Raw genomic sequence first — 24,519 nt, 5'->3', positions numbered from 1 at the left:
GGAAGGGAGTTATGGATATGAAAAAAAGCCAGATTACGCCGGAGGATCTCTATCACTACCGCTGGATCAGTCAGCCGGTGATCAGTGCAAATGGACAAGTAGCCTACGTTGAACAAACGATTGATCGGGCGAAGAACGAATATAACACACAAATTCGGGGAATTTCGCTGGATGGGACAGAAGATGTAGCGCTGACGGATGGAACGAAGGATTCCTCTCCTGCATGGTCACCAGACGGCAACAAGTTGACGTTTATTCGATCGACTCAGGCTGGAAAAGGACTTTGGTCTGTTCATACGGAATGTACAGAACCGTCCATGCTCATATCTCCTGAACGTAAAATCATGAGTTACGTCTGGTCTCCCGATGGGAAGTATATTGCGTTTACGAGTAAAGCTCAGATGAATTCAGCTCAATTATCAACCGATGAGTCGGCGAAAGACGCTAACGATGAAGCAACCCGGCAACCAGAAGCGACATTGCGGGGAAAAGTCTACGAGCGCACTACGCCGAAAGCTGAAGGATCTGGTTGGTGGGATGGTCAGTACAGCCATTTGTTTCTTTACGAGATCAAGAGTGGACTTATCAAGCAGATAACCTCCGGGTTATGGAACATCACTACCCCCGTCTGGTCACCGGACAGCCTGAAACTTGCCTTTATCTCCAAACAAGTAGAAGAAGCAGGATCAGATCCGGATTTGCTTCATCATACGGACGTGTATATGACCAGCATTGAAGCAAACTCAGGAAAAGTTGAAGAACCTTTCAAAGTTACGGATTCCAGTCTCCAGATCACCCAATTTTCTTTTACAGCCGATGGAAAACAACTAATTCTGATTGCAAGCGATCGTAAATACGGAAGTGGAAGCCATCATCAGCTGTTTGCACTTCCCGTGAATCGGGGGATACCCAGGCTATTCGCACCTGAGCTAGATATGCACATCGGTAATGCTGCACTGGGGGATATGAAGTCGGCAAGCGCCTCTCCTTCGCCATTCATTAGTCGTTCATCTTTTCAACCGGGAGTATATGTACTAGGCACACATCACGGTAATGTCGATGTATACCGAATTCAGTCCGATGGCAACTGCGAAATGATCACAACTGCAGGAGAAAAAGATGTTTATCAGTATACGATCTCTGCAGATGAAGAGACTTTGGTTGTAGCTGCGCTCACGGATAAGCATCCAGGAGAGTTGTACACCGTGGGCATGAAAAGCGGTAAAATGGTCAGACTCACTCATCGTAATGATGAATTTATGGGGCAACGAATGGTTAACGTACCGGCAAGAGTGGAATTCACCTCATCGGACGGTTTGCGGATTCAAGGCTGGCTAGCGATGCCTGATTTAACGAAAGATGCAGATTGGACTGAAACTACGGGTGCAACGGCTCCATCGTCCGGAATTCAGATTGAAGATGAACTGCAATCTGATCGTAAGTTACCTTTGATTTTACAGATTCATGGTGGACCTCACGCGATGTATACCGGAGCATTCAGTCATGAGATGCAGACACTTCTTGCAGAAGGTTATGCTGTATTATGGGTTAATCCTCGAGGCAGCATAGGTTATGGACAGGAGTTCGCCAGAGCTTGTCGTGGGGACTTCGCCGGCGGTGATTATCGGGATCTGATGGAAGCTGTGGATGACGCACTGGCAACGAATTCAATGCTGGATGTATCTCGTTTGGGTGTTGCTGGCGGTAGTTATGGCGGGGTCATGACCAACTGGATTGTCGCTCACTCAAACCGTTTCAAAGCAGCTGTGACACAACGCTGTATCTCCAACTGGTTATCCATGTACGGCACTAGCGACATCGGGATTTCTTACGTGGAGGGTGTTATTGGGGGTAATCCTGCGGAGAATGCTGCATACCTCTGGTCTCGATCGCCGCTTGCCCATGCGCACAACATCGAAACTCCGTTGCTTATCATGCACGGGGAACAGGATTACCGAACACCGGTAGCTCAGGCGGAGGAATTGTACACGACATTGAAGCGTTATGGAAAAACAACCAAGCTCATTCGTTACCCGGGTTCCAACCATTCACTGCTCAAAAGTGGCAAACCTTCTCTTCGAGTCGATAGCTTCGAACAGGTGAATGCCTGGTTTAACGAGTACCTGTAGCTCATCAAATGCAGAATGAATTCGGGAGTTAGCCTTTCGGCGAATCTTTTTATAGAATGAACACCTAATATAGAGAAGCAAAAAAAACCGCAATTGATGCGGTTTTTTTTGCTTTATGGAGAAATAGTTGAATTCAGTTGTTGAATGATATATATTTTAATTAAATGATAGTATTTGCTATCAAAAAAATGGAGGCGATTCATATGATGAATCAACAAACGTTAGGTCAGATCCAAATATCCGATGAAGTCATCTCCAAAATGGTCGGTAAAATAACAGGTGCTACCCGCGAAATTTCTTCCATGTCGGCTGGATTGGTTGAAAGTATTAGCAAAATATGGAGCGGTCGTAGCGGGCATAACGGCATTGTCATTCGCAGAGTAGACAATAGCGTGGAGATTAACGTGAAAATCATCGTTCATTACGGTAGTAAAGTACACGAGGTTTGCAGAGAGTTACAGCAAAAGGTCATTGACCAGGTAGAACATCTTACTGGGATATCCATTCAAGCGGTGAACGTTTTTGTAGATGGCATGACATCCGAAGCATATCCGTCCAAATCTTAAGATCGAAGAGACGAGAGCTTACTAAGCATACATGAGGAGTGATCACCATGAGCCAAATATCTATTCAAAAAGCAAATCCGCAAACCGCCGTCGGAGGAAAACTAACGGAGATGGCGCTTGATTACATGAAATATTCATTGGCGGGTTCCAGGGAGCCCGCAGTTATAGATAAGACCTTCCAGAAGCTTTGGAAGTCCCGAAATAATCGGTTTAGTCACGAGTACGCTTACGAAGCGGTTCGGGAGGGGAAAACACTCGGCATGATCATGTGTTATCCAACGACACTGATGAATAAGCTGGCATGGCCGACGTTCTCACAGCTGTTTGACATACACAAATGGAAGCTGATTGGATACAACCTGCGTAACTGGAAGGAGTTTTATACGATGGTGACGTTAAAAGAGGCAGAGAACGATGAATATCACATCGGAATTATTGCTGCTCTACCAGAAAGCAGGGGGCTTGGGATCGGGACAGAATTGATCCGTCATGCGGAGAAACAGGCGCTTCTGCAAGGGTTTGCAAAGTCTTCCTTAACCGTCAAACAGGAGAATGCAGGTGCCATCAAGCTCTATGAACGTCTGGGGTACAACAAAGTGGGAGTGATCAGTAAACCTGCTGTATCCATGTATCGAATGTCGAAAGCACTTCACTGAATGAAGTGATCTCATATGGTATAGTAGAATGAGTTGTCATTTAAAATGACTACGATGTTAACACGATACCAAATGAGGTGTAATCCATGTATCAATATAAGGATCAGGAATATGAGGGCGTTCACTTTGAGGGACGGGATTTGCGTTACGGCGAGCTAATTAGCTGTGTGTTCAAGCATTGCACGTTCATGAATGCCTCCATGGAAGAAGTCGAAACAAGCCATTGCCGTTTTATTGAATGTGATTTCAAAGGGGCATCCATGAATGGTTCCATACATACGGAGTCTGCATTTGAGAATTGCCTGTTTGGCGGTGCCAACCTGTTTGCTTCCAAATTTACAGCTTGCAAGATGACGGGATCGGATTTTTCCGGTGCCCAGATGGACGGCATTACACTTGTCAAAGGAGATTGGTCTTATACCAATCTGAGATATACGCGACTTGGGAGACAGGATTTGCGAGGGATTCGTTTTTTTGAAGCGGATCTGGCTGAATCCGATTTAAGCAAAGCGGATTTGCGTGATTGTGACCTCACGAGAGTATCCATGAGTAAGGTGAAGCTACAGGGTGCGGATTTGCGGGGGGCAATCTTGGATGGCATTGATCTGAAATCACTAGATTTAAAGGGTGTACGTATGGATCGCGAACAGGCGGTTCTGATTGCACGCTCCTATGGAGCGAAAGTGGACTAGTTTTACCTCTGATTTGAAATGGCCATCATCACTTTTGACTAATCAGAAAAAGAACCAAAGTCACGTACCTATGACCAAAATAAAAAGTAATAGTCTATTCGTTCCGAGGTGCCGTTAGAGATGAAAAATGAGAAGTTAACATTTAAGCAAAATCGAATGCTTGCCATTCTGGATGAAGCCACCAAATTACTGATCGAGAAGCCCAATGCGTCGATGAACGACATTGCTGAAGCCGCGAACATCGGAATTGCCACATTACATCGGTATGTTGAGAGCCGTGAGCAACTGATGATTCACTTGGCGATGCGTGCAATTGATGTTGTTAACGAGACGTTGCAACACGTTAAGCTCGATGAGGAGCGGGTTGAACACTATATCCCGGAGCTGATTGAAGCGCTAATTCCACTTGGGGATAAGATATATTTTCTGGCTCACGATGCAACCGTCAATTATAATGCCGAGATTGAAGGGGCCGATCAGAAGCTGAGACAACCGGTGCTTCATGCCATTGGTATACTTCAAGAAAAAGGCTTTTTTCGTTCGGATGTGGACAAAACGTGGATTGTAGATGTTCTGTATTCAATTCTTTTCTTGACGTGGCAACAAGTGATCCATGGCAATATCGCCAGAAATGCTGCGCCTGCACTTGTTGTGGACACGTTCTATCACGGTTTTGTTACGAGATGAGCTGAAAAAGAAGCAGGATATCAAGCATTTTTACGTTGTTGCTTCTATGGAGTGTTAAACAAGTGCACAGCAAAAGCCGCAGATGAAACTGCGGCTTTTTATATTTCGACCTATGGCTATCTGTGGCTATGTTCTATAGAGGTGTTCCGCATAATTTACAGTGCAATCTTTGCTTTTAATTGTTCAGATGCTGGCATGAGAGGCAGGCGCAACTGTGCGGAAGCGATAATGCCTTGCTGTGCAAGCAGATGTTTCAGCATGGCAGGCGCAGGCTCTTCGAAGAGATTTTTAATGAACGGAAGCAACTGCGTATAGAGACGGTAGGCGTCTTCTTTTTCACCAGCCACAAAACGGTTATACACTTCCAGGAAACGCTCTGGATTAATACTAGCCGATGCCATCATGCCGCCGGCTGCACCTCTCGTTAACATATCGAAGAAGAAGGTATCATCTCCACACAAAATGGGCTTCGAGCCGCAACGTACCAGTTCGGTCATAAGATCGAGGTTATTTGTGCTATCCTTAAGACCAATAACACCATCGATGTTCATAATTTTTTTCATCATATCTATGGAAACTCTAACCCCTGTGCGGGCTGGGATTTCGTATACCATCACGGGTATGCCCACGCTGGCTGCCATGCGGAAGTGCTCGTAAATGCCCTCTTCCGTGGGTCTGTTATAGTATGGAGTAACGACAAGAACAGCATCGGCTCCGAGTGCGGCAGCTTTCTTTGTTCTTGCCACCGTTGAAGCGGTATCATTGGTTCCAGTTCCAACCATAATGGGTACGGAGGAGTTGATGCTGCTCAGAGTTTCCTTCGCGGCCTTCACAAGCTGTTCCACTTCATCCCATGTCACGGTAGGTGACTCCCCAGTCGTACCATTAATCACCAAGCCATGAATGCCACTGTTAGCCATAACTTTAATGTAATTTTGGAACGAAGGAAGATCAAGTTCGCGTTCTTTGGTAAAAGGTGTGATTACAGGTATATAAATACCTTGAATCTGTTGTTCGGTTAACATCGTATTACCCCCAAATGTATGTTGGAATTCCATTTCATTCACTTTACCATGGGAAAAGGTATCATAGTTAGCTATAATAGATGATAGGTGTTATCAATAATTTCGATGATGTGAGGGAATAAATGATGGATTTGAATTATTTTCAAACTTTTCGTGAGGTGGCATTGAGGCAAAGCTTTACCAAAGCAGCCGAAGAGCTTGGTTACGCGCAGTCAAGTGTGACAACCCAGATTCAAAAGCTGGAGAAAATTTATCAGGTCAAACTATTCGAACGTTTTAATAACAATAAAATCCGGCTGACTTCGGCTGGAGAAGAGCTGTTTAAGTTGTCTGGACAGCTTCTGGAGATATTTGAACATTCTCAGGAGAAGCTGACCAAACAGGGCGGCGGATCACTTACCATTGCTACGATGGACTCGCTTGCTTCTTATTATCTGCCGGTGCCCATTCAAACGACACGTAAACAATATCCCGAGCTAGGCATTCGGCTACAGACCGATCGGGAAGATCTGATTCTACAAAAAGTCAGAGAAGGGGAGGCAGACGTGGGTCTTATTCTGGCCAATGCTTCACCGGAATCCGGATTACAATGGATTACGATTCGCGAGGAACCGCTGGTGCTTATCGTGAATTCAGACCATCCACTTACAGCTAAATCCGAGGTAACATTGAGTGATTTAGCCGATGAAGAATGGATCATGCCGGAGGATTCGTGCAATTACAGGCAGTTGCTGGAGAAAGTGCTTAGAACCAACGCTATTCCCTACAAAGTGGGACTTGAGCTGGGAAGTCCTGAGGCCATTAAACGAAGTATTATGGCTGGGCCGGGCATCTCGCTTTTACCTCGCATGATTGCCATGGATGAGATCCAACGACAGAAGCTCTCGGTATTACCACTGTTTCATACGGACTTTACACTGGAAATTCAGCTTGTTATTCATGCCCGCAAATGGATATCGCATGCACTGCAACAATTCATCACGAATCTGGGTGCCAAAGAGTCCGATTGGTTGCCTGCAAAGGCATAAAGTTAAGCAATTATTGGCGTATTTAATAAATGAAGAGCAACTTCTAAAAACTCTTGATCGGTTTGTCGCATTAGATGCGAGGGACCCATTGAGAGTTTTTTTGATTTTTAAAGAGATTCAGATATTAATAGAGTTCAGAATTTAAGATTTAAAACTTCCAAAAAATGATATAAATTTCTATTAGATTCAAATCATTACCAAATTAAGACAAAGTTTGAGTGGAGGAGGACGACAGAGAACAAGTAGTTATATCTTGCACATATTCATAATCTTGGCCAACGGGTTCCATCAAAATTAACTTCATGAGGAGGAATTGTATGCTTTATACCATTATTGTACCGGTCAATCAGGACTATAACATTCTGAACCTGTTTACAGACTCGCTGCTTCGAACAGTCGTCCCATCAACACAAATTATTTTTATCAACGACGGATCTGGCTCTGCCGTTTTCCAGCACCTGGATAAACTCAAACAAGAGCTTGGAGAAGGTGTGACCATTGATATTCTTCAGCATGACTTTCCACTTGGCTGCGCCGTATCCATTAACAGCGCCCTGAATCTTGCTAAGGGAGAATATATCTTTTTCCTCGACTCCGACACGATATTGCAGTCCCACTGGCAAACGATGATGAAGGAGACGCTCGACACGGATATTACGATCGGTATGATCGGAGGCGTACTGTTGTATCCGCAGACTGGCGGTGTGCAGCATTGTGGTATCGCCTTTGCAGACTCGATTGGACGCCATCTTTTTCTGAACGCGTCCCCGGATGATATCCCGAAGGAGACATTCTCCGTGCAACTTGTTGTATTTGCGATGTTTGGCATGAAACGGGAAGTCTATGAGACGATTGGCGGCCTGGATGAAAAGTTTTTCAACGGATATGAAGATTTTGATTATCAGATGCGCGCCAGAGAAGCGGGTTATGATACGGTTATTAACCCTAATATTCAAGCCTATCACTGGGAACGCAGTAGCGGCATTCATCGCAATTTTAACCGCAAGAACAATCTGGCACGATTTTGGAAAAAGTGGGGAAGTCAGATCGAAGCCGATGTATGGCCCTTCGTATTCAGTCATCTAAAGGAGCAATTGCATCATCAACGCGAATACGAGCATCTGCCAATGATCGGTATCGATCTTGCCGAGGTTCGAAGTGATGCGGACACGTTCTGGAGCAAGCTTGACGAGGCAGGTATCGCGCCCCTTGCCGACGTGCGAGACTACTCCAACCGCTTTAACTCGAATGGAGCCATATGGCTGCCCCAAGTATTAGGCAAGGAGTTAATTCATAGCGAAAATCGGTTGCTGTTTCTGGTGGACAACTTCACCCGATTGTTGGAGAACCGCTATTGGATCGAAATGAGGCATGCCCATAGAGCCAAGGATCTAATTATTGACCTCTACGGTAACGTGATTACGATGGATCGCATCTATGATGGATGTTGGCCGGGCACGAAAGTGCGATAACTTAATCATTCAGGTTGTGATACACCACTATTAAGCCTTAGGGAGGTACTTCAAAGTGAGCGATGGAAAAAGCACGCTGGATCGTGCCGCAAGATTCACTCAAAATCTGGAGTGGCTGGAGAAGGTTGAAAAAGTTATTCCGAGCGGGTGCAGTACACTAGCCAAAGCGCCAGAACGCTTATTTCCGGGACATACCCCGGTCTGCTGTGCGGAAGCATATCATTCCCGATTCACAGACATTGACGGTAATGAATGGCTGGATTGTGAGATGGCCATGGGCACGGTTCCTTGGGGGCATGCCAGACGAGAAATTCAGCTTACGGTCATTCATCAGTTGAAAAAAGGGACAGGCTTTTCACTCCCAGCGGATATTGAACTGGAGTGTGCCGAGTTAATTCTGGAGCGGTTCGAGGGACGTTATCCGTCCCTGCGCTTCACCAAGAGCGGTGCAGATGCGGTAAGCGGAGCGGTGCGGCTGGCCCGTGCGGGAAGTGGTAAAAGCAAGGTCATTGCAACAGCTTACCACGGGTGGCATGACTGGTCCGCGTATGGTTATTACGGCAGTCAGACCAAAGAACGCGGCATTCCGGTGGATATTGAGCGTTCCACGATTTGGGTGAATAAGCCTTCCTATACTAACATTCGGGAACACACTTCATCCATGGATGATATCTCTTGCATTGTCTTGTGCCCCAACGAGTGGAATAAGGAAGAACTGAAGAAAGTAGTGAATTTATGCCGTTCCTTAGACATCATTATTATCTTTGACGAGGTTACTTCGGGAATTCGAATGGGCAAACAGGCGACTGCAGGAGAGTATGACATCTGGCCGGACTTACTCTGCATTTCCAAGGGCATGGCCAACGGACTTCCGCTTGCAGCAGTAATGGGGCCAGAGCATCTCATGTCCCTCGCAGGACAGGTGCGATTTAGCAATGCACATTCCAGCGAGACAACAGCACTTGCGGCGGCTATTGCTTGCGAAAGGTTAATAAAAAATGCAAAAGTCTGGCCCACTTGGCGTGAACCCGCTACACGGATCATGAAACGACTGGAATCGGAACTTGTGCTGCTTGGTCTCACGGAACAATTAGCCTTAAAGGGAACCTACGCGAGCTTTTACATCCAATCTTTGGATGAGCAAAATTTTCAGACGGACCCGTTCCGCGAATTTATGGTGAAGAAGATGGCTCATTACGGCATTTTCACCAAAGGTTACTTTATTTTCTCGGATACGCATACGCGGGAGGAATTGATTTGGGTGGAGGATGCACTGCTTCAGATCTTGTCGGACTGGAAAGAAATGCAGAAGCTTGAACATCTGAAATATGCCAATCTGTAAGGAAAGTAACACGAAAATTTATTATATGACCAGGAGGATATCTCATGAAAGCACTCGTATATCAAGATTTGAAACAGGTGGAGCTACAAGAGATTGAGGAGCCCAGCATTCAAAGACCGAATCAGGTCAAAGTGAAAATCTATGGATCAGGGATCTGTGGAACAGATTTGAACATTGTTAAAGGTAAAGTCCCAGCAAATAAAGGAACCGTTATCGGTCACGAGGGTGTAGGGACTGTGGTCGAGGTGGGAGATGAAGTACGGGGTATTAGCGTAGGAGATCGGGTTCTCGTGGACCCGACGCAATCTTGCGGACACTGCTCGTATTGCCGCGAAGGCTTGTTCATTTACTGTGAAAATTTCGATGACTACCAAGTAGGAATGACCACACACGGAACGTTTGCCGAATACTTTGTGGGAGATGAAAAATATATCTATCCTATTCCCGATTCCATGAGCTGGGAAGCGGCCATGATGATTGAACCTCTGGGTTGTGTGTTGCAAACATTCATGAAAGCAGGCGTGAAGCCAAGTGATTCTGTACTCGTGCTGGGGTCAGGCGCCATTGGTTCGCTGTGTCAGCTGGTGAGCAAACGACTGGCAAGACTTACGGTGGGAACTGAGATTGATCCTTATCGCAAACAATTCGCAGAAGGGATCGCTGATTATGTTTACTATCCTGAGGATCTAACACTGGACAAAGTATATGAGATCAACAATAACAAAAAGTTTGATATTGTTGTCGATGCTGTAGGGAATCAGCTTCATGTCGGATTTGAGATGATTGCTAAAGGCGGCCGGATCATTCCAATGGGGTATGACGACAGTTACGAAGTGACTTTTAAATCAACCCATGTCATTAACGATGGACTCAGTATTATTGGTGCGGTAGCTGTACACTCCATGATCAGCACGGCGTTGAAATTCGCGCAAAGCATTCCTGAGCTAGAGCAGATGGTAACAGCCAAAGAATTTTTGACGGACTATGAGCAAGCTTTCAATGGCACCATCGGTTATGACCTGCGAAGCGGGGAGAAGCTGCCGATGAATTCGGTGAAGACCGCATTGATTCTGTAATAATGTAGATATTGTGGGGTTCTCCGCTGTGACCAGTGAGGTATAAGGCGTTAAGCGCAAGTGAGATGTGTTTTCGATTGGATCTTGCAGGTTACAGCGGAGCGATCCGCAGAGAGAAAGAAGGGATATGGAGTGAAGCTGCTTCGGGATTTGCCGAGAAATCCGCGGTATTCCATTTTACTAGAACCGGTGTGGGCCATTCCGGGAACGATTGTTTTGTTTTACGCTCCTTTGTATATGAAAGAGGCCGGTTTGTCCGACATTGAGATAGGCATCATTAATTCGGTGAATCTGTATTTTGCCTTCATTTTTCAACTATTTGCAGGGTCAGTGACCAATAAGCTGGGACGTAAACGAACGACACTGATCTTTGATTTACTCGCCTGGAGTGTACCCATGTTCATCTGGGCATTTTCACAAAATTTCTGGCTGTTTCTCATGGCTTATTTGCTCAATGCGACATCAAAGTTTGTCACGGTCTCTTTCAATTGTCTGATCATTGAAGATGTAGAAGAACATAAACGATCCAAGGTATTCGCCATGTTGAACATGATTATTACCGGTGCGGGAGTGCTTACACCGATTGCGGGAGTTGTGATTGCAGACTTTGGCATCGCGCCTACGCTAGCAAGCATTTATTTTGTGGGCGGGCTGTTGATGACAGCGATGTTTTTTATTCGTAATCGCTACACGGAAGAGACTGAGGTTGGCAAGGAATTGATGGGCATACACAGCAAAACGCATGTATTTCGCAGCCTCGTCACCAGCCTTCGTCTGTTTGGAAGGTCGTTCTACAAGCGCAGGTTATTTCCGATCATTTTAATTACGGTATTGTCCAATCTGGTTCTACAGTTAAACTTCTTTCAGGTCATCTATTTTAAAGAGCAGTTAAGCTTTGGTGATCGAGTGATCTCGTTTGTTCCGGTCGTGACAGCGGTTACCGTCATGCTGCTCTATCTAGTTATTCTTCCGCGCTTGAAGCAGAGATCGGAAGAAAAGTATGTTAGCTTCTCCATTGTGCTCAGTACCGCGGGTGCTGTGTTATTTCTTCTGATTCCGGCCGGTAATATAGCGATGCTGTTTCTTACCCTTATTGTACTTGCTGCCGGGAACTTCATTCTGCAAACGTACCGTGATTCATTACTGATGAACCGACTGGGCACGCATGAGAAGGCGGATATGTTCTCGGCTGTACAGACGGTTATGACGTTAACAGCAATACCTTCCGGGTATCTAACCGGGTTGCTGTATCATTATCATCCGGTCCTTCTGTTCGGCGTTATTCTTGCACTGTATATTTTCTTGATGATTATTATGTTGTTTTTACATGATCCACAGCAACGCCCCCAAGTGATGGAATCTTACAAAAATATGTAGAAGAAGGGCTTTTCTGTATGTTGCCGAATATATAAAACGGTAAAATGCAGTTATTAGCACAATCCTTGGGAGGTTTTGAATGATGAATGTAATGACAACGGAAGCAAGGGAGAAAATGAGCTGGATCAATGAGCCGCACAACTGGTCATATACGGATCAAGGTGGACTGATCATAGAGGCGCAAGCCGACTCGGATTTTTTCCAAGACCCGGCAGGCAAACATATTCGAGCGACCGCTCCATTCTTGTCGATGCCCGTCGCTGGTGATTTCGAAATGACTGCACAGCTGACGGTAGAGATGAAGCATCAGTATGATTCCGGATGTTTGATGGTGATGGTCGACGAACGTAACTGGTGCAAACTGTGTTTTGAATATGATGGTAAAGTCGCAACGATCGTATCTGTCGTTACACGCGATGGTTCATCCGATGATTGTAACTCGACAGAGGTGCCTGTGTCAGATCCTTACCTGCGTATACGAAAAGTGGAGGGATGTCTATCCTTCTTTTACTCTCCCGATGGGGAAGAATGGAAGTTAATTCGATACTTTGGCATGCCGATGGATGGAGAGCTTAGAGCTGGAGTTGTTGCTCAGTCACCGACCGGCACGGGTTGCACTTGCCACTTTTTATCCGTAAGCATGACCCAGCCGGATTTGACTGCACGCTTCTGATCCGTTTCTCCAGCGATGGCTGAGAGAGAGGAATAGAACAATGGTACAGAAGTTAAAAGCAATTATATTTGATTTTGACGGCCTGATTGTCGATACAGAAACGCCCTGGTATTACGCTTTTCGTGATATTTATGAAGAACATGGTGTGGAGCTGGGACTTGAGCTATGGTCTAAAAACGTAGGCACCTCCTTCGAGGAATTTCATCCGTATCGATATCTGGAGCAAATGTTGCAAAAAGAGATCAATCATGAGCAAATCCGCTTGCTTTCTGAACAGAAGTACGAATCATATTTGGGACAAGCAAGCATGCTCCCAGGCGTACTTGAATTGCTGGACGCTGCCCGGGAGAAGGGAATTCGGCTTGCGGTTGCTTCCAGCTCCACTCGTGATTGGGTACACGGGTACTTGCAAAAGCTTGGGTTGTTTGATTATTTTGAAGTCATTCATACTTCTGATGATGTGAAGCGAGTGAAGCCTGACCCGGAGCTGTACCTGCTGACGCTGCAGAAACTTGGTGTGGAGGCAGATGAGGCGATTGTTTTTGAGGATTCTCCCAATGGACTAAAGGCAGCAAATGCAGCAGGTATCCGTTGTTATATCGTGCCGAACGAGGTAACACGCGGTTTGGAATTCACCATGCATGAACGGCGGTTATCCTCGCTGGCTGAGATGAAGATATGATTTTTTATCTCTGAAACTTTTTGCGCAGTTCAATGGGTGAGATGCCTTCATATTTTTTGAATACGGAACCGAAATAACTGGCACTGTTAAAACCGACGGCTTTTGCAATCTCATGTGCGGTGATATCCTCTTGCTGCACAAGCATCTCCTTGGCCTTAAGCAAACGATAGCGAACCAGGTAATCGAGTGGAGTCATATGGAACTCTTTTTTAAAGATGCGGTTCAGATGTTGCTCGGTCACATTCATCTGATCCGCGAGTAGGGAGAGGGAGAGATCTTGTTGATAGTTTTCTTTGATAAAAGCAACAAGCTCTGTCAGACGCAGCCGAGCCTCAGAGCGCTCAACCTTGCTGTAGCGTTCACTCTCAATAGTTAAACGAACCAAAAGAGTATAGAGCAGTGTAGAACCATGCCAGATATAATCCTTGTGACGGGACTGTAGCGCCAGTGTGATCTCACGTAACAGGAGGCCAAGTATGCCTTCCGGTTTGAAGGCGCGCAGTTCCCCGATCTGCAAGGAGTGCAGGAAACGCGGCAAAATGTAGCCATTAAACGACAAACAATCAAACTGTAATGAGTTACTTGAATTGTTATAACGGTAGGGAACTTCAGGAAACATGATAAGCGCTGTTCCTTTCCGAACAGAAAGCTCGAGATTTTTGGCAGCGATTCTCCCTGTTCCGCCGATGCATTGTACAATGGTGTAATCCCGTGAATGGTCGCTCCAATCCATTAATTCATTAACGTTTAACCGGTTTTGCCCAGTAATCATGAGAGGCATATCGGGCACTAGCAGATTTCCCATGTTAGGTTTCAGCATCGTTGAATAATTCCTCTTTTCGTTAAAAGGTCTTGTGCAGGTAGCATGATTAGAGCATGAAAGAAATCTGAATAGAATTATATTACATAAATGGAATTATTTTAAATGTGTCGACATCTTAGCTTTGTATTTTACCGAAAACGGTATCCGCGGTATCCAGGTGCCACAGCTTGCCAACAGAATGGCAAAAAGGGTACGCTATATAGATGAATGGACGAAGGAAAGGAATACTCGTATGAAAAAAGTCATCGTAGTCGGAGCGGGCATATTAGGAGCATCAACAGCCTATCATTTAGCAAAATCAGGAGCAGAAGTGCTTCTTATCGATCGGAAAGATGCAGGGCAGGCCACGGATGCGGCTGCTGGTATCATCTGTCCTTGGTTGTCTCAGCGTCGGAATCAGGATTGGTATCAGCTAGCCAAGGCAGGTGCTCGTTATTACCCTGAGCTTATAACTGAATTAGAATGTACTGGGGAAACCGAGACGGGGTATGCACAGACAGGCGCACTCAGCATACATACGGATCAGGAGAAGATTAACAAAATAGCGGAGCGTGCCAAGTTGCGCAGAGAAGATGCGCCTGAGATTGGTACAATCACATGTCTGGATGAAAATGAAACCCGTGAACGGTTCCCTTTACTTGGGGAAGGTTATTCATCTGTACACATCAGCGGTGCTGCGCGTGTGGATGGAAGAGCGCTGCGTGATGCATTGATCCGCTCTGCACAGCGGCACGGCGCTCGTCTGATTGAGGGAGAAGCCAGAGTGCTCTATGAGGATGAGCAAGTAACTGGCGTTGAAGTGCAATCGAAGCATTATGTCGCGGATCGGGTGGTTGTGTGTGCAGGTGCGTGGGCGAATGAGTTAATGAAACCACTGGGGATTCATTTTAACGTCCATTATCAGAAGGGTCAGATTGTGCATTTGCGTACTTCTAATCAGCAAAATACAGAAGAGTGGCCTGTCATTATGCCGCCTACTGATCAGTATTTACTTGCGTTTGCAGAACAGAAAATAGTTATTGGCGCCACACATGAAAATGATGTTCACGGTTACGATACACGAATTACTGCCGGAGGCATGCAAGAAGTGTTGAACAAGGGACTAGAACTGGCACCTGAGCTTGCAGACAGCACAATTGATGAGGTTCGTGTAGGGTTTCGCCCATTTACCCCAGGATTTTTGCCCGTTATGGGACATGTCCCGGGATGGTCAGGTCTGATCACAGCTAATGGATTGGGTGCTTCTGGTCTAACCATGGGGCCTTATATTGGTAGCCAGCTTGCCAAATTGGCTTTAGACATGGCACCGGATATCAACATGGACGCGTATGATGTAAGTAAAGCGATCGAGTCGAAGGCAGAATAACATATGCATGAATGAGGTGAGCAAATGACGTATTCACAGCGTTTATCAGGCGGAGCAAGCCTGTCGGAAGTATTCTATCTGGAACAGCAGATTGACCAAATCAAAGAAGAACATGTCGTAGCTGTTGATAAACTGAAGCAGTATGAACAAGTCGCAGAGAACGAGCAGACAAAGGTTTTACAGAAAAAGATTGCTGACGCGAAACAACATGTGAATATGCTGTCAGCTCGGCTTGAAGAGCTGGAGAATACATTGGATGAACTAGTGGATTAGGCCGTTTTCAGATGACATGAACTGAACTTCTAAGGAGTAACTTGAGATGAAATATGAGGCGGAACGAATTTATATCAGAGCTTGGACGTTAGAAGATGCTACGTTGCTTCAGGAGTTTCAAATGGGCAATAGAGAAGATATAGAGAGGACTTCGGCTGGTCATCGAGATGAAGCATTTTATAGTCTGGATGGACAGACCCGTCTGATTGAGAAATGGCTTGAGCTGAGAAAAGAAGGAACAAGACATTCTTTTGGCATTTTTCTTAAAGATACAGATGAACTGGTGGGCGAAATCTCATTATTTCGAATTGAACTGAACGGTGCAGATAAATGGGTGATAGGTTATGCAACCGATCGGCAACACCACGGTAAAGGATATATGAGCGAAGCGTTAAAACGTGTGCTTCAATATGCCAAACATGAGATGAGCATTACGCATGTTGAAGCTGGTGCTGTTCCAGACAACATCGGCTCCATTCGTGTGCTTTTGAAAGCAGGCTTCCAGGAAAGTGGCACACACGATGTACCTATTCAGGGAGTGATGAAAAAACATACGATGTTCACGATATCTCTGACGGATGTGGAATAAGCAAAGAGGATCGAATGAGATTGCAAAGAACGAGGATTCACTAAATTAACAAACTGGCGATATAAATGCATAACAATTCGTATAATGTTGCCGAAGGAGAAGCATATGGCTACCATATTAGTTGCAGACGATGATGCGAATATTCGTGAGCTGGTCTGTTTGTTTTTACGAAATGACGGATTCGATACCGTTGAGGCTGTGGACGGCTATCAGGCGCTCACGCTATACAAGGAACGCTCGATTGATCTAGTGGTACTGGATATTATGATGCCAGTGATGGACGGGTGGGCATTGTGCAGAGAATTGAGACAAATGAACGCAGATCTACCCTTACTTATGTTGACAGCTAGAGGTGAGACATGGGAAAAGGTGAAAGGTTTCGAACTGGGCACAGATGATTATTTAACAAAACCATTTGACCCGTTGGAGTTAACTGTACGTGTGAAAGCTCTGCTAAAACGATACAAGATTGGCTCCACACATATGATTCAATTTGGAGACGTCACACTGGATCGTCAGAGTTACAAAGTTATCCTGGGTACAGAGTCGTTAACTTTGCCACTCAAGGAATTTGAATTGTTATACAAGCTGGCCGGAACACCGGGGCAGGTCTATACACGAGAGCAATTGATCGATCAGATCTGGGGGCTGGATTACACAGGGGATGATCGGACAGTGGACGTACATATCAAACGTTTGCGTGAACGGTTTGCGACGACGCCTGATTTTCAGATTGAAACGGTTCGTGGTTTAGGATATCGGTTAGAGGTCAAGCATGATTAAGTCTTTGTATATCCGGGTTGTTGTGACTTTTCTCATTTCTGTGATTGCCGGGACCGTGATTGCTTTCCTCTTATCCACCTGGATTTTTGAAGATCAGCTGAATGAGAATTCACATATCAACATACGCAATTTCGGTCAGGATGTTGTACAGATATACAAAACGTTGCCACTCTCCGAAGCGGATGCATTCGTCAACAACATGAAGCAACTCGATTTGTACTATATTCGGATGTATGAGCGGTCAGGACAGTTCCAAACGTACGGGAAGGCTATAGATCATAAGCCGATTTCAGTGACGGAAGAGCAGCTTCAGAAAGTACTGGGGGGAGCCGTAGTCGAGGCGACTCCGAATGGTCTTGGTACAGTTCTACTGGGATTGCCAGTCCGGACTGCTGGCGGGACTCGAGCCATGTTTCTGGAAACGCTGTCGCCGCCTGCTGCCGCTGCTGTGATTCAATGGGGTACAATCTTTGCCACCTCATCTCTGGCCGCCGGAAGTCTGATCATTTTGATTGCTTCCATGTATCTGGTAAGGCCCATCAAAACATTGACTCAGGCAACCAAACGTATTGCGGCAGGTGATTTCAATGTAAAGCTGAACATCAAACAGTCCAGTGAACTGGGTACACTCGCACGAAGTTTCGAAGATATGATGAAGGATCTGCAGCAGCTGGAGCAGATGAGAAGAGATTTTGTAGCCAACGTCTCACACGAGGTACAATCACCGCTCACTTCCATATCAGGGTATGCTCAAGCGTTGAAGAAGGTAGAGTTACCGGATCAGGAACGAGGACGGTATCTCGACATTATTATTTCAGAGGCGAAACGATTGTCTAAAATGAGTGATAGTCTGCTCAAACTCAGTATGCTTGAGTCACAATCCCATCAGCTGCAACTCGCTACTCGTGATCTCGATGAGCAGATCAGACGGGTTATTGTTGCATTACAGCCTCAATGGTCTGCCCGAAATATCCGGTTTGAGCTGGATTTACAGAAGATTCAAATCAAGGCGGATCATGATCAATTGAATCAGGTATGGACCAACATTATCAGCAATGGGATTAAGTTTTCAGAAGATAACGGTTTAATTCACGTCAGGATGGAACGGGATATCAGGAATGTAACCGTGCGGATATCGGATGAAGGCATTGGTATTCCTGCCGAGGATCAAAAGCGTATATTTGAGCGCTTCTTTAAGGCTGATCGTTCCCATAGCCGTAAATATGACGGCAGCGGAATGGGACTTGCGATCACCAAACAAATTGTTTCGTTACATCAAGGGGATATTAAGGTGGTAAGTAAGGTGGATCAAGGCACAACGTTTATCATCACCTTGCCAAACAGTCCACCAATAACAGAATAGCTATCTTCTCATTGTATGTTTGTTGTTTACACATAATGGCAGGTAATGAGCCAATTAATTTTAATTTGCTACGTTCATGTACAAGTTCGCTTGTATGTGAAACGTAGCATTTTTAGTTTGTTCATGTCCTGTTCATATAGGGGTCACGAGCAGTACATGTTCAGTGATTACTATTTGGTTAGAAGCCAGGTCAACACACGGATCAAACACTCGATGAAGTGGGGCTATTAAAAAAAGGTAGGGATCTAAATGAGATTATTTGAAATACTTTTGACGCTATCCTGTTTCATGTTGTTCATTGATTTATGGTTTGTTAAAAGAAATACGCAGAAAATAGGTGTCGCTCTTGGTATGGTTAGCGGCGTTTTGCTAGTAGTTCAATTGTTGGCTGAGGGGTACAGATGGCAGATGCTGTTGATCTATGTCCTGACGAGCCTGCTTATACTCATCGTTCTATTCAAGCACGTGAAGAAGAGTAAGACTATCAAAACAGGGAAGCTGTTGAAATACAGTATAGCCTCGTTAATCATTATTCTAACGGCGTTATCTGTCTGCTTGATGGTGTACTTACCTGTCTTTCATCTGCCTAAACCTGATGGACCAGAGAAAGTGGGGACTCAAACCTTTCATTTGACGGATTCAAGCAGAGATGAGGTCCTCACTGAGGAGCAGGGTGATAAAAGGGAACTCATGATTCAGATTTGGTATCCTACTGAAAATAAAGATAACAAGAAGCGTGAATTTCTTTTCCCTGAAGATAAAGAAATGTTCAAAAAGTATGTTCAGACATACTCTAATTCTTTAAACCTGCCTGACTTTGTGTTTGATTACTGGAAGTATAGTAAAACGAACTCATATAAAGATGTAGAAATACTGCCCTCAACAAGTCCTTATCCTGTAGTACTGTTATCCCATGGCATGGGAACCAGCAGGGTTTTACATGCATCACAGGCCGAGAATCTGGCCAGTCATGGTTACATTGTGGTAACCATCGATCATACGTATAGCACCTTTGCTACTATTTTTCCAGATGGACGTGTAACGGATTATCGAACCAAGATGAAAACCATTGACGACCGTAGAAAAGTCGGTGAAATATGGACACAAGACGTAGATTTTGTAATAGATCAGATAGAAAAGCTGAATTCAGGCGCAATCGAGAGTCAATTCCAAGGAAAGATAGATTTAAATCATATGGGCGCAATGGGACATTCGTTTGGGGGAGCTACTGCGTTTAATACCACTTATTTAGATCATCGAATTAAGGCCGGGATTAATATGGATGGCTCACTATATGAAGTAGAGAATCGAGCCGTTATCAAGAAGCCGTTTATGTTCATCAGATCAGGAGTTTTCAAGGCATGGTTGGAAGATTTTAAAAACAATACAGAGTCGGATAACGAAGTGATTAAACAACTTAAAGATGAGCTGAACATTATGAAAAATGTAATCCGTCATCAAGGAAATGTGATTTATGTAGAAGAAACCCAGCATTTCAATTTCACGGATCTTCAATTCTATTCTCCGTTGATTAAACTGACAGGCATCACGGGAGATATCAATGGTAGCAGAGGATCTTGGATTGTAAACCAGTATGTACTTGATTTTTTCAATAAACATTTGAAAGGAACAGGTGGAGACCTGATCCAAGGAGCAAACGACAAATATCCTGAGGTGAAATTCGTTGAACCGGGGCAACTGTCGAAGGCTGTCTGATGACAGATTAACACCGAATCTTATTTGTCCTGTTCATATTGTGTTCATATAGACTTCATGAAGAGTACATCTGAATCGATTAAGCTTGTTTCATATCGAAAGGTGAAGGGTCTGACCACAGAACAGGAGGAGATGTGAATGATAACCCAAGATATCCAGAATATCTGCAAGGGCATGATCAAAACAATAGTCAAGAGACGGACTTCAATTGCTGCGTTGAGTCTGGTGATAATCATGTTAACACCATGGACTGTTAGGGCTGCACCATCTGTCACTAAAAGCAATGACCTGATGTATGAAACCACTAAGAAAACAGTGATGGAGAAGGCTAGCCTACTTACCGAAACATACGGGGTAACCAGTGTGCAATATGCACTTATGGATCAAGGAGAGATTGTTGTTTCCGGGCAGACAGGCAAAAATGACTCAACAGGGGAAGTTCCACTCACATCCGATACCATCTATGGCATAGGGTCAACTAGTAAAATGTTTCTTACAGCATCTGTGATGAAGCTTGTTGATGAAGGCAAGATAAATCTGGATCAACCACTGACGAGTTATATTCCAGAATTTAAGATGAAAGATCAACGTTATAAACAGATCACACCACGCATGCTGTTGAATCATTCGGCGGGTCTTCTAGGCACTTCAAGTCACAATGCAACCTTGTACGGGGATAATGATACGCTCTCACATGATACGTTCTTGGATCAGCTAGCAACGCAGCATCTAAAGGCAGAACCAGGTTCATATTCGGTATATTCTAACGATGCATTTACATTAGCTGAACATCTGGTTGAGAGAGTCAGTGGGTTGAGCTTTACGGCATATATACACAAATATTTTACGGAACCTTTGAAAATGGAGCACACTAAAACACCGCAGGATGTGGTTAACACGGCAGAAATGGCGGCGATTTATTCTCCTTTGTCTAAGGAGCAGCTCCCACAAGAGAATTATAATATCATCGCTACCGGAGGCATCTATTCGACCGCCAAGGATCTTGTGAAATTTTCGCAAATCTTCACAGGTGAGGTTGAAGGTATTCTTTCCGAGAAGTCGGTAAAAGCCATGGAACAAAAGGAGTACAAGAGAGGCATGTGGCCAGAGGAGAGTGATTCTTCTATCTCTTATGGATTAGGCTGGGATAGCGTGGACTTGTTCCCATTCAATGATTATGGCATCAAGGCGGTCACGAAAGGTGGGGATACGGTATCGTATCATTCATCCCTCATCGTGCTTCCAGAGCATAACCTGGCTGCAGCCGTTACTTCTTCAGGAGGTTCGAGCGCAATTGACCAATTGATAGCGAGCGAACTGTTACTTAGCGCACTCGAGACCAAAGGTATCATTCAAGAACGCAAACCTGAAAAGTCGTTTGGCTTACCTGTAAAGGCGGATATGTCAAAAGAGATGTCTGAGTATGCAGGAATCTATGGTGGCAACAATTCGGTTATGAAGGTGGATGTAGGTTCTACTGGAGAACTGTTGATTACTCCACAAATGGTTCCGAATAGTCCTTCAGATCAATATATCTATACGTCGGATGGAACGTTTGTTAATAAGGAAGGCACAAAAAAATTAAAATTTGTTAAAGAGTCAAATGGTCATATCTACTTATGGTCTCGAACCTATCTGTCCATACCTGGCTTAGGGCAACTTGCTTTCTCGGAATATACGGCACAAAAGCTGGAAAACAATGAATTGCCTAAGGATATTCAGGCGGCATGGGATCAGCGTAATGGGCAGCGGTATTATTTGATGAATGAAAAATATACCTCCACGGCATATCTCCATTCTTCAGCAATCATTCCATTGGATACAATGAATGGCGTTCCAGGGTATATGATCAACCACAAAATTGTTGGAGCGGACCATGCAGTGAACCAACTCCAGATTCCCGGCATGGCTGGCAGGGATGCGAGGGATATCTACTTTTCCAGGAAAAATGGTGTAGAGTATATTCATTTTACAGGCTATGAATACGCCAGTGAAGAGATTGTCCAGACACTTTACAGTGGCAAGCAATCCAAGATAACGATCCAGCCAGAAGGTTATAACAGATGGTTCTCCGTACCGGCAGCTGCCGAGGGTCAGGTTATGACAGTGAAAATGCCTGCAAATGCCGCCTTTGCGGTATATGACCAGATAGGTGTCTGTGTGAATCATACTGTGGTTAGTGGCAAGAATGAGGTTGTTCTGCCCGAAAACGGGCGTATTGTGTTTGCGGGTGAGGCAGGTTCTCGATTTGAAGTTTCATTGAAAAATAGAGAGCGTATTAGCACTTATTAACAGAATCAACATGTAAAAAGTCTTCTCTATGATAATGGGGAAGGCTTTTTGGCTATAGATCAGCGAGAATAGGTTTACATGTTTTGGTAGACTGTATAGAATGATATACACTGTATAACCGAATATGAATGTGGAGAGTGAGTGTGAATCAAAATGCTTCGTCGTTTTTTTTCGTATTACCGACCGTATAAAAAACTGTTTTTGATCGATTTTGGCTGTGCTGTATTTGCGGGTTTGCTGGAGCTGGCATTTCCGCTTGCGGTTAGTAAATTTATCAATGAACTGCTACCAGGCCAAGATTGGCCGCTGATTTTACTGGCGTGTATCGTGCTGTTATCGATCTATGCACTCAATACGGTATTGAACTACGTTGTTACATACTGGGGGCATATGCTGGGCATTAACATCGAAACAAATATGCGGGAGAAAATGTTCGCCCACCTGCAGAAGCTTTCGTTCCGGTTCTTTGATAATCGCAAAACCGGGCATCTGATCGGTCATCTTACGAATGACCTCAATGATATTGGCGAAGTAGCTCACCACGGACCAGAAGATGTATTCATCGCCGTGATGACGCTGATTGGTTCATTCTGGCTGATGGCCAATATTAATCTGGAACTGGCTTTGCTGACATTTATCATCATTCCGATTATGGCGTGGGTGATTATTGTATTCGGCGGTCGGATGACCAAAACGTACCGGAGACTCTTCGGTGACGTCGGTAACTTCAATGCACGTATTGAAGACAACGTAGGCGGTATGCGTGTCGTTCAGTCTTTTGCCAATGAAGATCATGAGAAAAAGCTGTTTGCTGTAGATAATGCCAATTTCCGTCTAACCAAACTGCTCGCGTATAAAACAATGGCGAAAAGCATCTCGGTCAGTTATATGATGATGCGTCTGGTGACCGTGTTTGTGATGATCAGCGGGGCGTGGTTTTACATCGATGGCAGAATCAACATGGGCGATTTCATGGCGTTCCTGCTTTTGTCGAATATTTTCTTCCGCCCGATCGAGAAGATTAATGCCGTGATTGAGAGTTACCCGAAGGGGATCGCTGGGTTCAAACGTTATCTGGAGATCATCGACACCGAGCCTGAGATTGCGGATCGCAAAGAGGCGGTCGAATTGCGTGAGGTGAAGGGAGATATCCGTTTCGAAAATGTGTCGTTCGGTTACGAGTCCAGTCGGCGCATCTTGAATCAGATTAGCTTGTCGGTTCGTCCCGGGGAAACCGTTGCTTTCGTCGGGCCTTCTGGTGCAGGTAAAACGACGATCTGTAGCTTGCTTCCACGCTTTTATGAAGTAGAAGAAGGCCGAATTACGGTGGATGGGATGGATATTCGAGACATTAAGTTGCAATCTCTACGTAAACAGATCGGGATCGTGCAGCAGGATGTATTTCTGTTCTCGGGTACGATCAAGGAAAATATCGCGTATGGCGATCTGACCGCCACCGAGGATCAGATCTGGGAGGCGGCGCGCCGTGCTTCATTGGAAGACCTGATTCTAAGCTTGCCTGACGGCATGGACACAATTATTGGCGAACGAGGAGTGAAGCTGTCCGGTGGGCAAAAACAACGTTTGTCCATCGCCCGCATGTTCCTCAAAAATCCGCCCATTCTAATTTTGGATGAAGCGACATCTGCCCTGGATACGGAAACGGAAGCACTCATCCAGCAATCTCTTGCCGAATTGTCGGTAGGCAGAACAACGCTGGTGATTGCTCACCGACTGACCACAATTAAAAATGCAGATCGCATTATCGTGGTGAACACCGATGGCATCGCTGAACAAGGCAATCACGAAGAGCTGGTTGCTGCCGGAGGCATTTACAGCCGCCTGCATCAAGTTCAACACAATCACTCGTAGGCTGGTGTCTCACCAAGTTCGTTAAATTTGTTTGAAG

Annotated in this window: 22 protein-coding genes; 20 read left to right on the top strand and 2 right to left on the bottom strand. The window is 45.0% G+C overall.

Going from position 1 to position 24,519, the window contains the following annotated elements; translation table 11 throughout:
* Positions 1–17: 17 nt before the first annotated feature.
* The 5 genes from J2T16_RS04485 to J2T16_RS04465 all read left to right on the top strand — a co-directional run bounded on the left by J2T16_RS04485 (position 18) and on the right by J2T16_RS04465 (position 4,730).
* Complete coding sequence (locus J2T16_RS04485; RefSeq protein WP_336122622.1) at positions 18–2,129, top strand: S9 family peptidase; 2,112 nt, start codon at positions 18–20, stop codon at positions 2,127–2,129.
* 203 nt (positions 2,130–2,332) lie between these two features.
* On the top strand, positions 2,333–2,695 hold the full coding sequence (locus tag J2T16_RS04480; protein ID WP_186809671.1) for an Asp23/Gls24 family envelope stress response protein: 363 nt from the start codon (positions 2,333–2,335) through the stop codon (positions 2,693–2,695).
* Positions 2,696–2,742: 47 nt separating this feature from the next.
* On the top strand, positions 2,743–3,351 hold the full coding sequence (locus tag J2T16_RS04475; RefSeq protein ID WP_154889316.1) for a GNAT family N-acetyltransferase: 609 nt from the start codon (positions 2,743–2,745) through the stop codon (positions 3,349–3,351).
* An 86-nt stretch (positions 3,352–3,437) separates the two neighbouring features.
* On the top strand, positions 3,438–4,043 hold the full coding sequence (locus tag J2T16_RS04470) for a pentapeptide repeat-containing protein (protein WP_090915749.1): 606 nt from the start codon (positions 3,438–3,440) through the stop codon (positions 4,041–4,043).
* 120 nt (positions 4,044–4,163) lie between these two features.
* Complete coding sequence (locus J2T16_RS04465; RefSeq protein ID WP_090915751.1) at positions 4,164–4,730, top strand: TetR/AcrR family transcriptional regulator; 567 nt, start codon at positions 4,164–4,166, stop codon at positions 4,728–4,730.
* 155 nt (positions 4,731–4,885) lie between these two features.
* On the opposite strand, the gene dapA is transcribed toward J2T16_RS04465, so the two are convergent.
* Positions 4,886–5,755 carry a 4-hydroxy-tetrahydrodipicolinate synthase gene (gene dapA, locus J2T16_RS04460; RefSeq protein ID WP_154889314.1) on the bottom strand — a complete coding sequence of 290 codons (870 nt, stop codon included), beginning with the start codon at positions 5,753–5,755 and terminating at the stop codon, positions 4,886–4,888.
* A 125-nt stretch (positions 5,756–5,880) separates the two neighbouring features.
* On the opposite strand from dapA, the gene J2T16_RS04455 reads away from it, so the two are divergent.
* The 7 genes from J2T16_RS04455 to J2T16_RS04425 all read left to right on the top strand — a co-directional run bounded on the left by J2T16_RS04455 (position 5,881) and on the right by J2T16_RS04425 (position 13,405).
* Entirely contained in the window at positions 5,881–6,783 is a 903-nt protein-coding gene (locus tag J2T16_RS04455; RefSeq protein WP_499017833.1) for a LysR family transcriptional regulator, read from the top strand.
* A gap of 317 nt (positions 6,784–7,100) precedes the next feature.
* Positions 7,101–8,255, top strand: coding sequence for a glycosyltransferase family 2 protein (locus J2T16_RS04450; RefSeq protein ID WP_336122623.1), 1,155 nt, complete (start codon positions 7,101–7,103; stop codon positions 8,253–8,255).
* Between the two features lie 55 nt (positions 8,256–8,310).
* Positions 8,311–9,597, top strand: a complete 1,287-nt coding sequence (locus J2T16_RS04445) for an aminotransferase class III-fold pyridoxal phosphate-dependent enzyme (RefSeq protein WP_336122624.1) — start codon at positions 8,311–8,313, stop codon at positions 9,595–9,597.
* Positions 9,598–9,641: 44 nt separating this feature from the next.
* Positions 9,642–10,673 carry a zinc-dependent alcohol dehydrogenase gene (locus tag J2T16_RS04440; RefSeq protein ID WP_221788650.1) on the top strand — a complete coding sequence of 344 codons (1,032 nt, stop codon included), beginning with the start codon at positions 9,642–9,644 and terminating at the stop codon, positions 10,671–10,673.
* An 84-nt stretch (positions 10,674–10,757) separates the two neighbouring features.
* Entirely contained in the window at positions 10,758–12,050 is a 1,293-nt protein-coding gene (locus tag J2T16_RS04435; RefSeq protein ID WP_336122625.1) for an MFS transporter, read from the top strand.
* Positions 12,051–12,129: 79 nt separating this feature from the next.
* Entirely contained in the window at positions 12,130–12,723 is a 594-nt protein-coding gene (locus J2T16_RS04430; RefSeq protein ID WP_336122626.1) for a DUF1349 domain-containing protein, read from the top strand.
* 40 nt (positions 12,724–12,763) lie between these two features.
* Positions 12,764–13,405, top strand: coding sequence for an HAD family hydrolase (locus J2T16_RS04425; protein ID WP_336122627.1), 642 nt, complete (start codon positions 12,764–12,766; stop codon positions 13,403–13,405).
* 4 nt (positions 13,406–13,409) lie between these two features.
* Here the strand turns inward: J2T16_RS04425 and J2T16_RS04420 are convergent, their stop codons facing one another.
* A complete protein-coding gene (locus J2T16_RS04420) occupies positions 13,410–14,225 on the bottom strand; it encodes a helix-turn-helix domain-containing protein (RefSeq protein ID WP_499017829.1) in 816 nt (271 codons plus the stop codon).
* A gap of 235 nt (positions 14,226–14,460) precedes the next feature.
* Between J2T16_RS04420 and J2T16_RS04415 the strand changes: the two genes are divergently transcribed.
* The 8 genes from J2T16_RS04415 to J2T16_RS04380 all read left to right on the top strand — a co-directional run bounded on the left by J2T16_RS04415 (position 14,461) and on the right by J2T16_RS04380 (position 24,482).
* A complete protein-coding gene (locus J2T16_RS04415) occupies positions 14,461–15,594 on the top strand; it encodes an NAD(P)/FAD-dependent oxidoreductase (RefSeq protein WP_336122629.1) in 1,134 nt (377 codons plus the stop codon).
* A 24-nt stretch (positions 15,595–15,618) separates the two neighbouring features.
* Positions 15,619–15,867, top strand: a complete 249-nt coding sequence (locus tag J2T16_RS04410) for a hypothetical protein (protein WP_336122630.1) — start codon at positions 15,619–15,621, stop codon at positions 15,865–15,867.
* A gap of 46 nt (positions 15,868–15,913) precedes the next feature.
* Complete coding sequence (locus tag J2T16_RS04405) at positions 15,914–16,456, top strand: GNAT family N-acetyltransferase (RefSeq protein WP_336122631.1); 543 nt, start codon at positions 15,914–15,916, stop codon at positions 16,454–16,456.
* A gap of 105 nt (positions 16,457–16,561) precedes the next feature.
* Positions 16,562–17,239 (top strand): response regulator transcription factor, encoded by a 678-nt coding sequence (locus J2T16_RS04400; RefSeq protein WP_154889294.1) that lies wholly within the window; start codon positions 16,562–16,564, stop codon positions 17,237–17,239.
* Positions 17,232–18,602, top strand: coding sequence for a sensor histidine kinase (locus tag J2T16_RS04395; protein ID WP_336122632.1), 1,371 nt, complete (start codon positions 17,232–17,234; stop codon positions 18,600–18,602). Before J2T16_RS04400 ends, J2T16_RS04395 begins: the two co-directional genes overlap by 8 nt.
* Positions 18,603–18,851: 249 nt before the next feature.
* Positions 18,852–20,318, top strand: coding sequence for an alpha/beta hydrolase family protein (locus tag J2T16_RS04390; protein WP_336122633.1), 1,467 nt, complete (start codon positions 18,852–18,854; stop codon positions 20,316–20,318).
* 138 nt (positions 20,319–20,456) lie between these two features.
* Positions 20,457–22,610 carry a serine hydrolase domain-containing protein gene (locus J2T16_RS04385; protein WP_336122634.1) on the top strand — a complete coding sequence of 718 codons (2,154 nt, stop codon included), beginning with the start codon at positions 20,457–20,459 and terminating at the stop codon, positions 22,608–22,610.
* Between the two features lie 153 nt (positions 22,611–22,763).
* Positions 22,764–24,482, top strand: coding sequence for an ABC transporter ATP-binding protein (locus J2T16_RS04380; RefSeq protein ID WP_336122635.1), 1,719 nt, complete (start codon positions 22,764–22,766; stop codon positions 24,480–24,482).
* The last annotated feature ends 37 nt before the right edge of the window (positions 24,483–24,519 follow it).

The sequence above is a fragment of the Paenibacillus intestini genome (assembly GCF_030803945.1).
Classification (GTDB): domain Bacteria; phylum Bacillota; class Bacilli; order Paenibacillales; family Paenibacillaceae; genus Paenibacillus; species Paenibacillus polysaccharolyticus.
This window is presented reverse-complemented; position numbering and strand designations above follow the sequence as displayed.

Bases quoted from the DNA above. Each gene is read 5' to 3' on its own strand.
- J2T16_RS04390 (WP_336122633.1), top strand. From the start codon at position 18,852: ATGAGATTATTTGAAATACTTTTGACGCTATCCTGTTTCATGTTGTTC.
- J2T16_RS04420 (WP_499017829.1), bottom strand. From the start codon at position 14,225: ATGCTGAAACCTAACATGGGAAATCTGCTAGTGCCCGATATGCCTCTC.
- J2T16_RS04395 (WP_336122632.1), top strand. From the start codon at position 17,232: ATGATTAAGTCTTTGTATATCCGGGTTGTTGTGACTTTTCTCATTTCT.
- J2T16_RS04430 (WP_336122626.1), top strand. From the start codon at position 12,130: ATGATGAATGTAATGACAACGGAAGCAAGGGAGAAAATGAGCTGGATC.
- J2T16_RS04385 (WP_336122634.1), top strand. From the start codon at position 20,457: ATGATAACCCAAGATATCCAGAATATCTGCAAGGGCATGATCAAAACA.
- J2T16_RS04440 (WP_221788650.1), top strand. From the start codon at position 9,642: ATGAAAGCACTCGTATATCAAGATTTGAAACAGGTGGAGCTACAAGAG.
- J2T16_RS04480 (WP_186809671.1), top strand. From the start codon at position 2,333: ATGATGAATCAACAAACGTTAGGTCAGATCCAAATATCCGATGAAGTC.
- J2T16_RS04410 (WP_336122630.1), top strand. From the start codon at position 15,619: ATGACGTATTCACAGCGTTTATCAGGCGGAGCAAGCCTGTCGGAAGTA.
- J2T16_RS04455 (WP_499017833.1), top strand. From the start codon at position 5,881: ATGGATTTGAATTATTTTCAAACTTTTCGTGAGGTGGCATTGAGGCAA.
- J2T16_RS04470 (WP_090915749.1), top strand. From the start codon at position 3,438: ATGTATCAATATAAGGATCAGGAATATGAGGGCGTTCACTTTGAGGGA.
- J2T16_RS04425 (WP_336122627.1), top strand. From the start codon at position 12,764: ATGGTACAGAAGTTAAAAGCAATTATATTTGATTTTGACGGCCTGATT.
- J2T16_RS04405 (WP_336122631.1), top strand. From the start codon at position 15,914: ATGAAATATGAGGCGGAACGAATTTATATCAGAGCTTGGACGTTAGAA.
- J2T16_RS04485 (WP_336122622.1), top strand. From the start codon at position 18: ATGAAAAAAAGCCAGATTACGCCGGAGGATCTCTATCACTACCGCTGG.
- dapA (WP_154889314.1), bottom strand. From the start codon at position 5,755: ATGTTAACCGAACAACAGATTCAAGGTATTTATATACCTGTAATCACA.
- J2T16_RS04475 (WP_154889316.1), top strand. From the start codon at position 2,743: ATGAGCCAAATATCTATTCAAAAAGCAAATCCGCAAACCGCCGTCGGA.
- J2T16_RS04400 (WP_154889294.1), top strand. From the start codon at position 16,562: ATGGCTACCATATTAGTTGCAGACGATGATGCGAATATTCGTGAGCTG.
- J2T16_RS04465 (WP_090915751.1), top strand. From the start codon at position 4,164: ATGAAAAATGAGAAGTTAACATTTAAGCAAAATCGAATGCTTGCCATT.
- J2T16_RS04415 (WP_336122629.1), top strand. From the start codon at position 14,461: ATGAAAAAAGTCATCGTAGTCGGAGCGGGCATATTAGGAGCATCAACA.
- J2T16_RS04450 (WP_336122623.1), top strand. From the start codon at position 7,101: ATGCTTTATACCATTATTGTACCGGTCAATCAGGACTATAACATTCTG.
- J2T16_RS04380 (WP_336122635.1), top strand. From the start codon at position 22,764: ATGCTTCGTCGTTTTTTTTCGTATTACCGACCGTATAAAAAACTGTTT.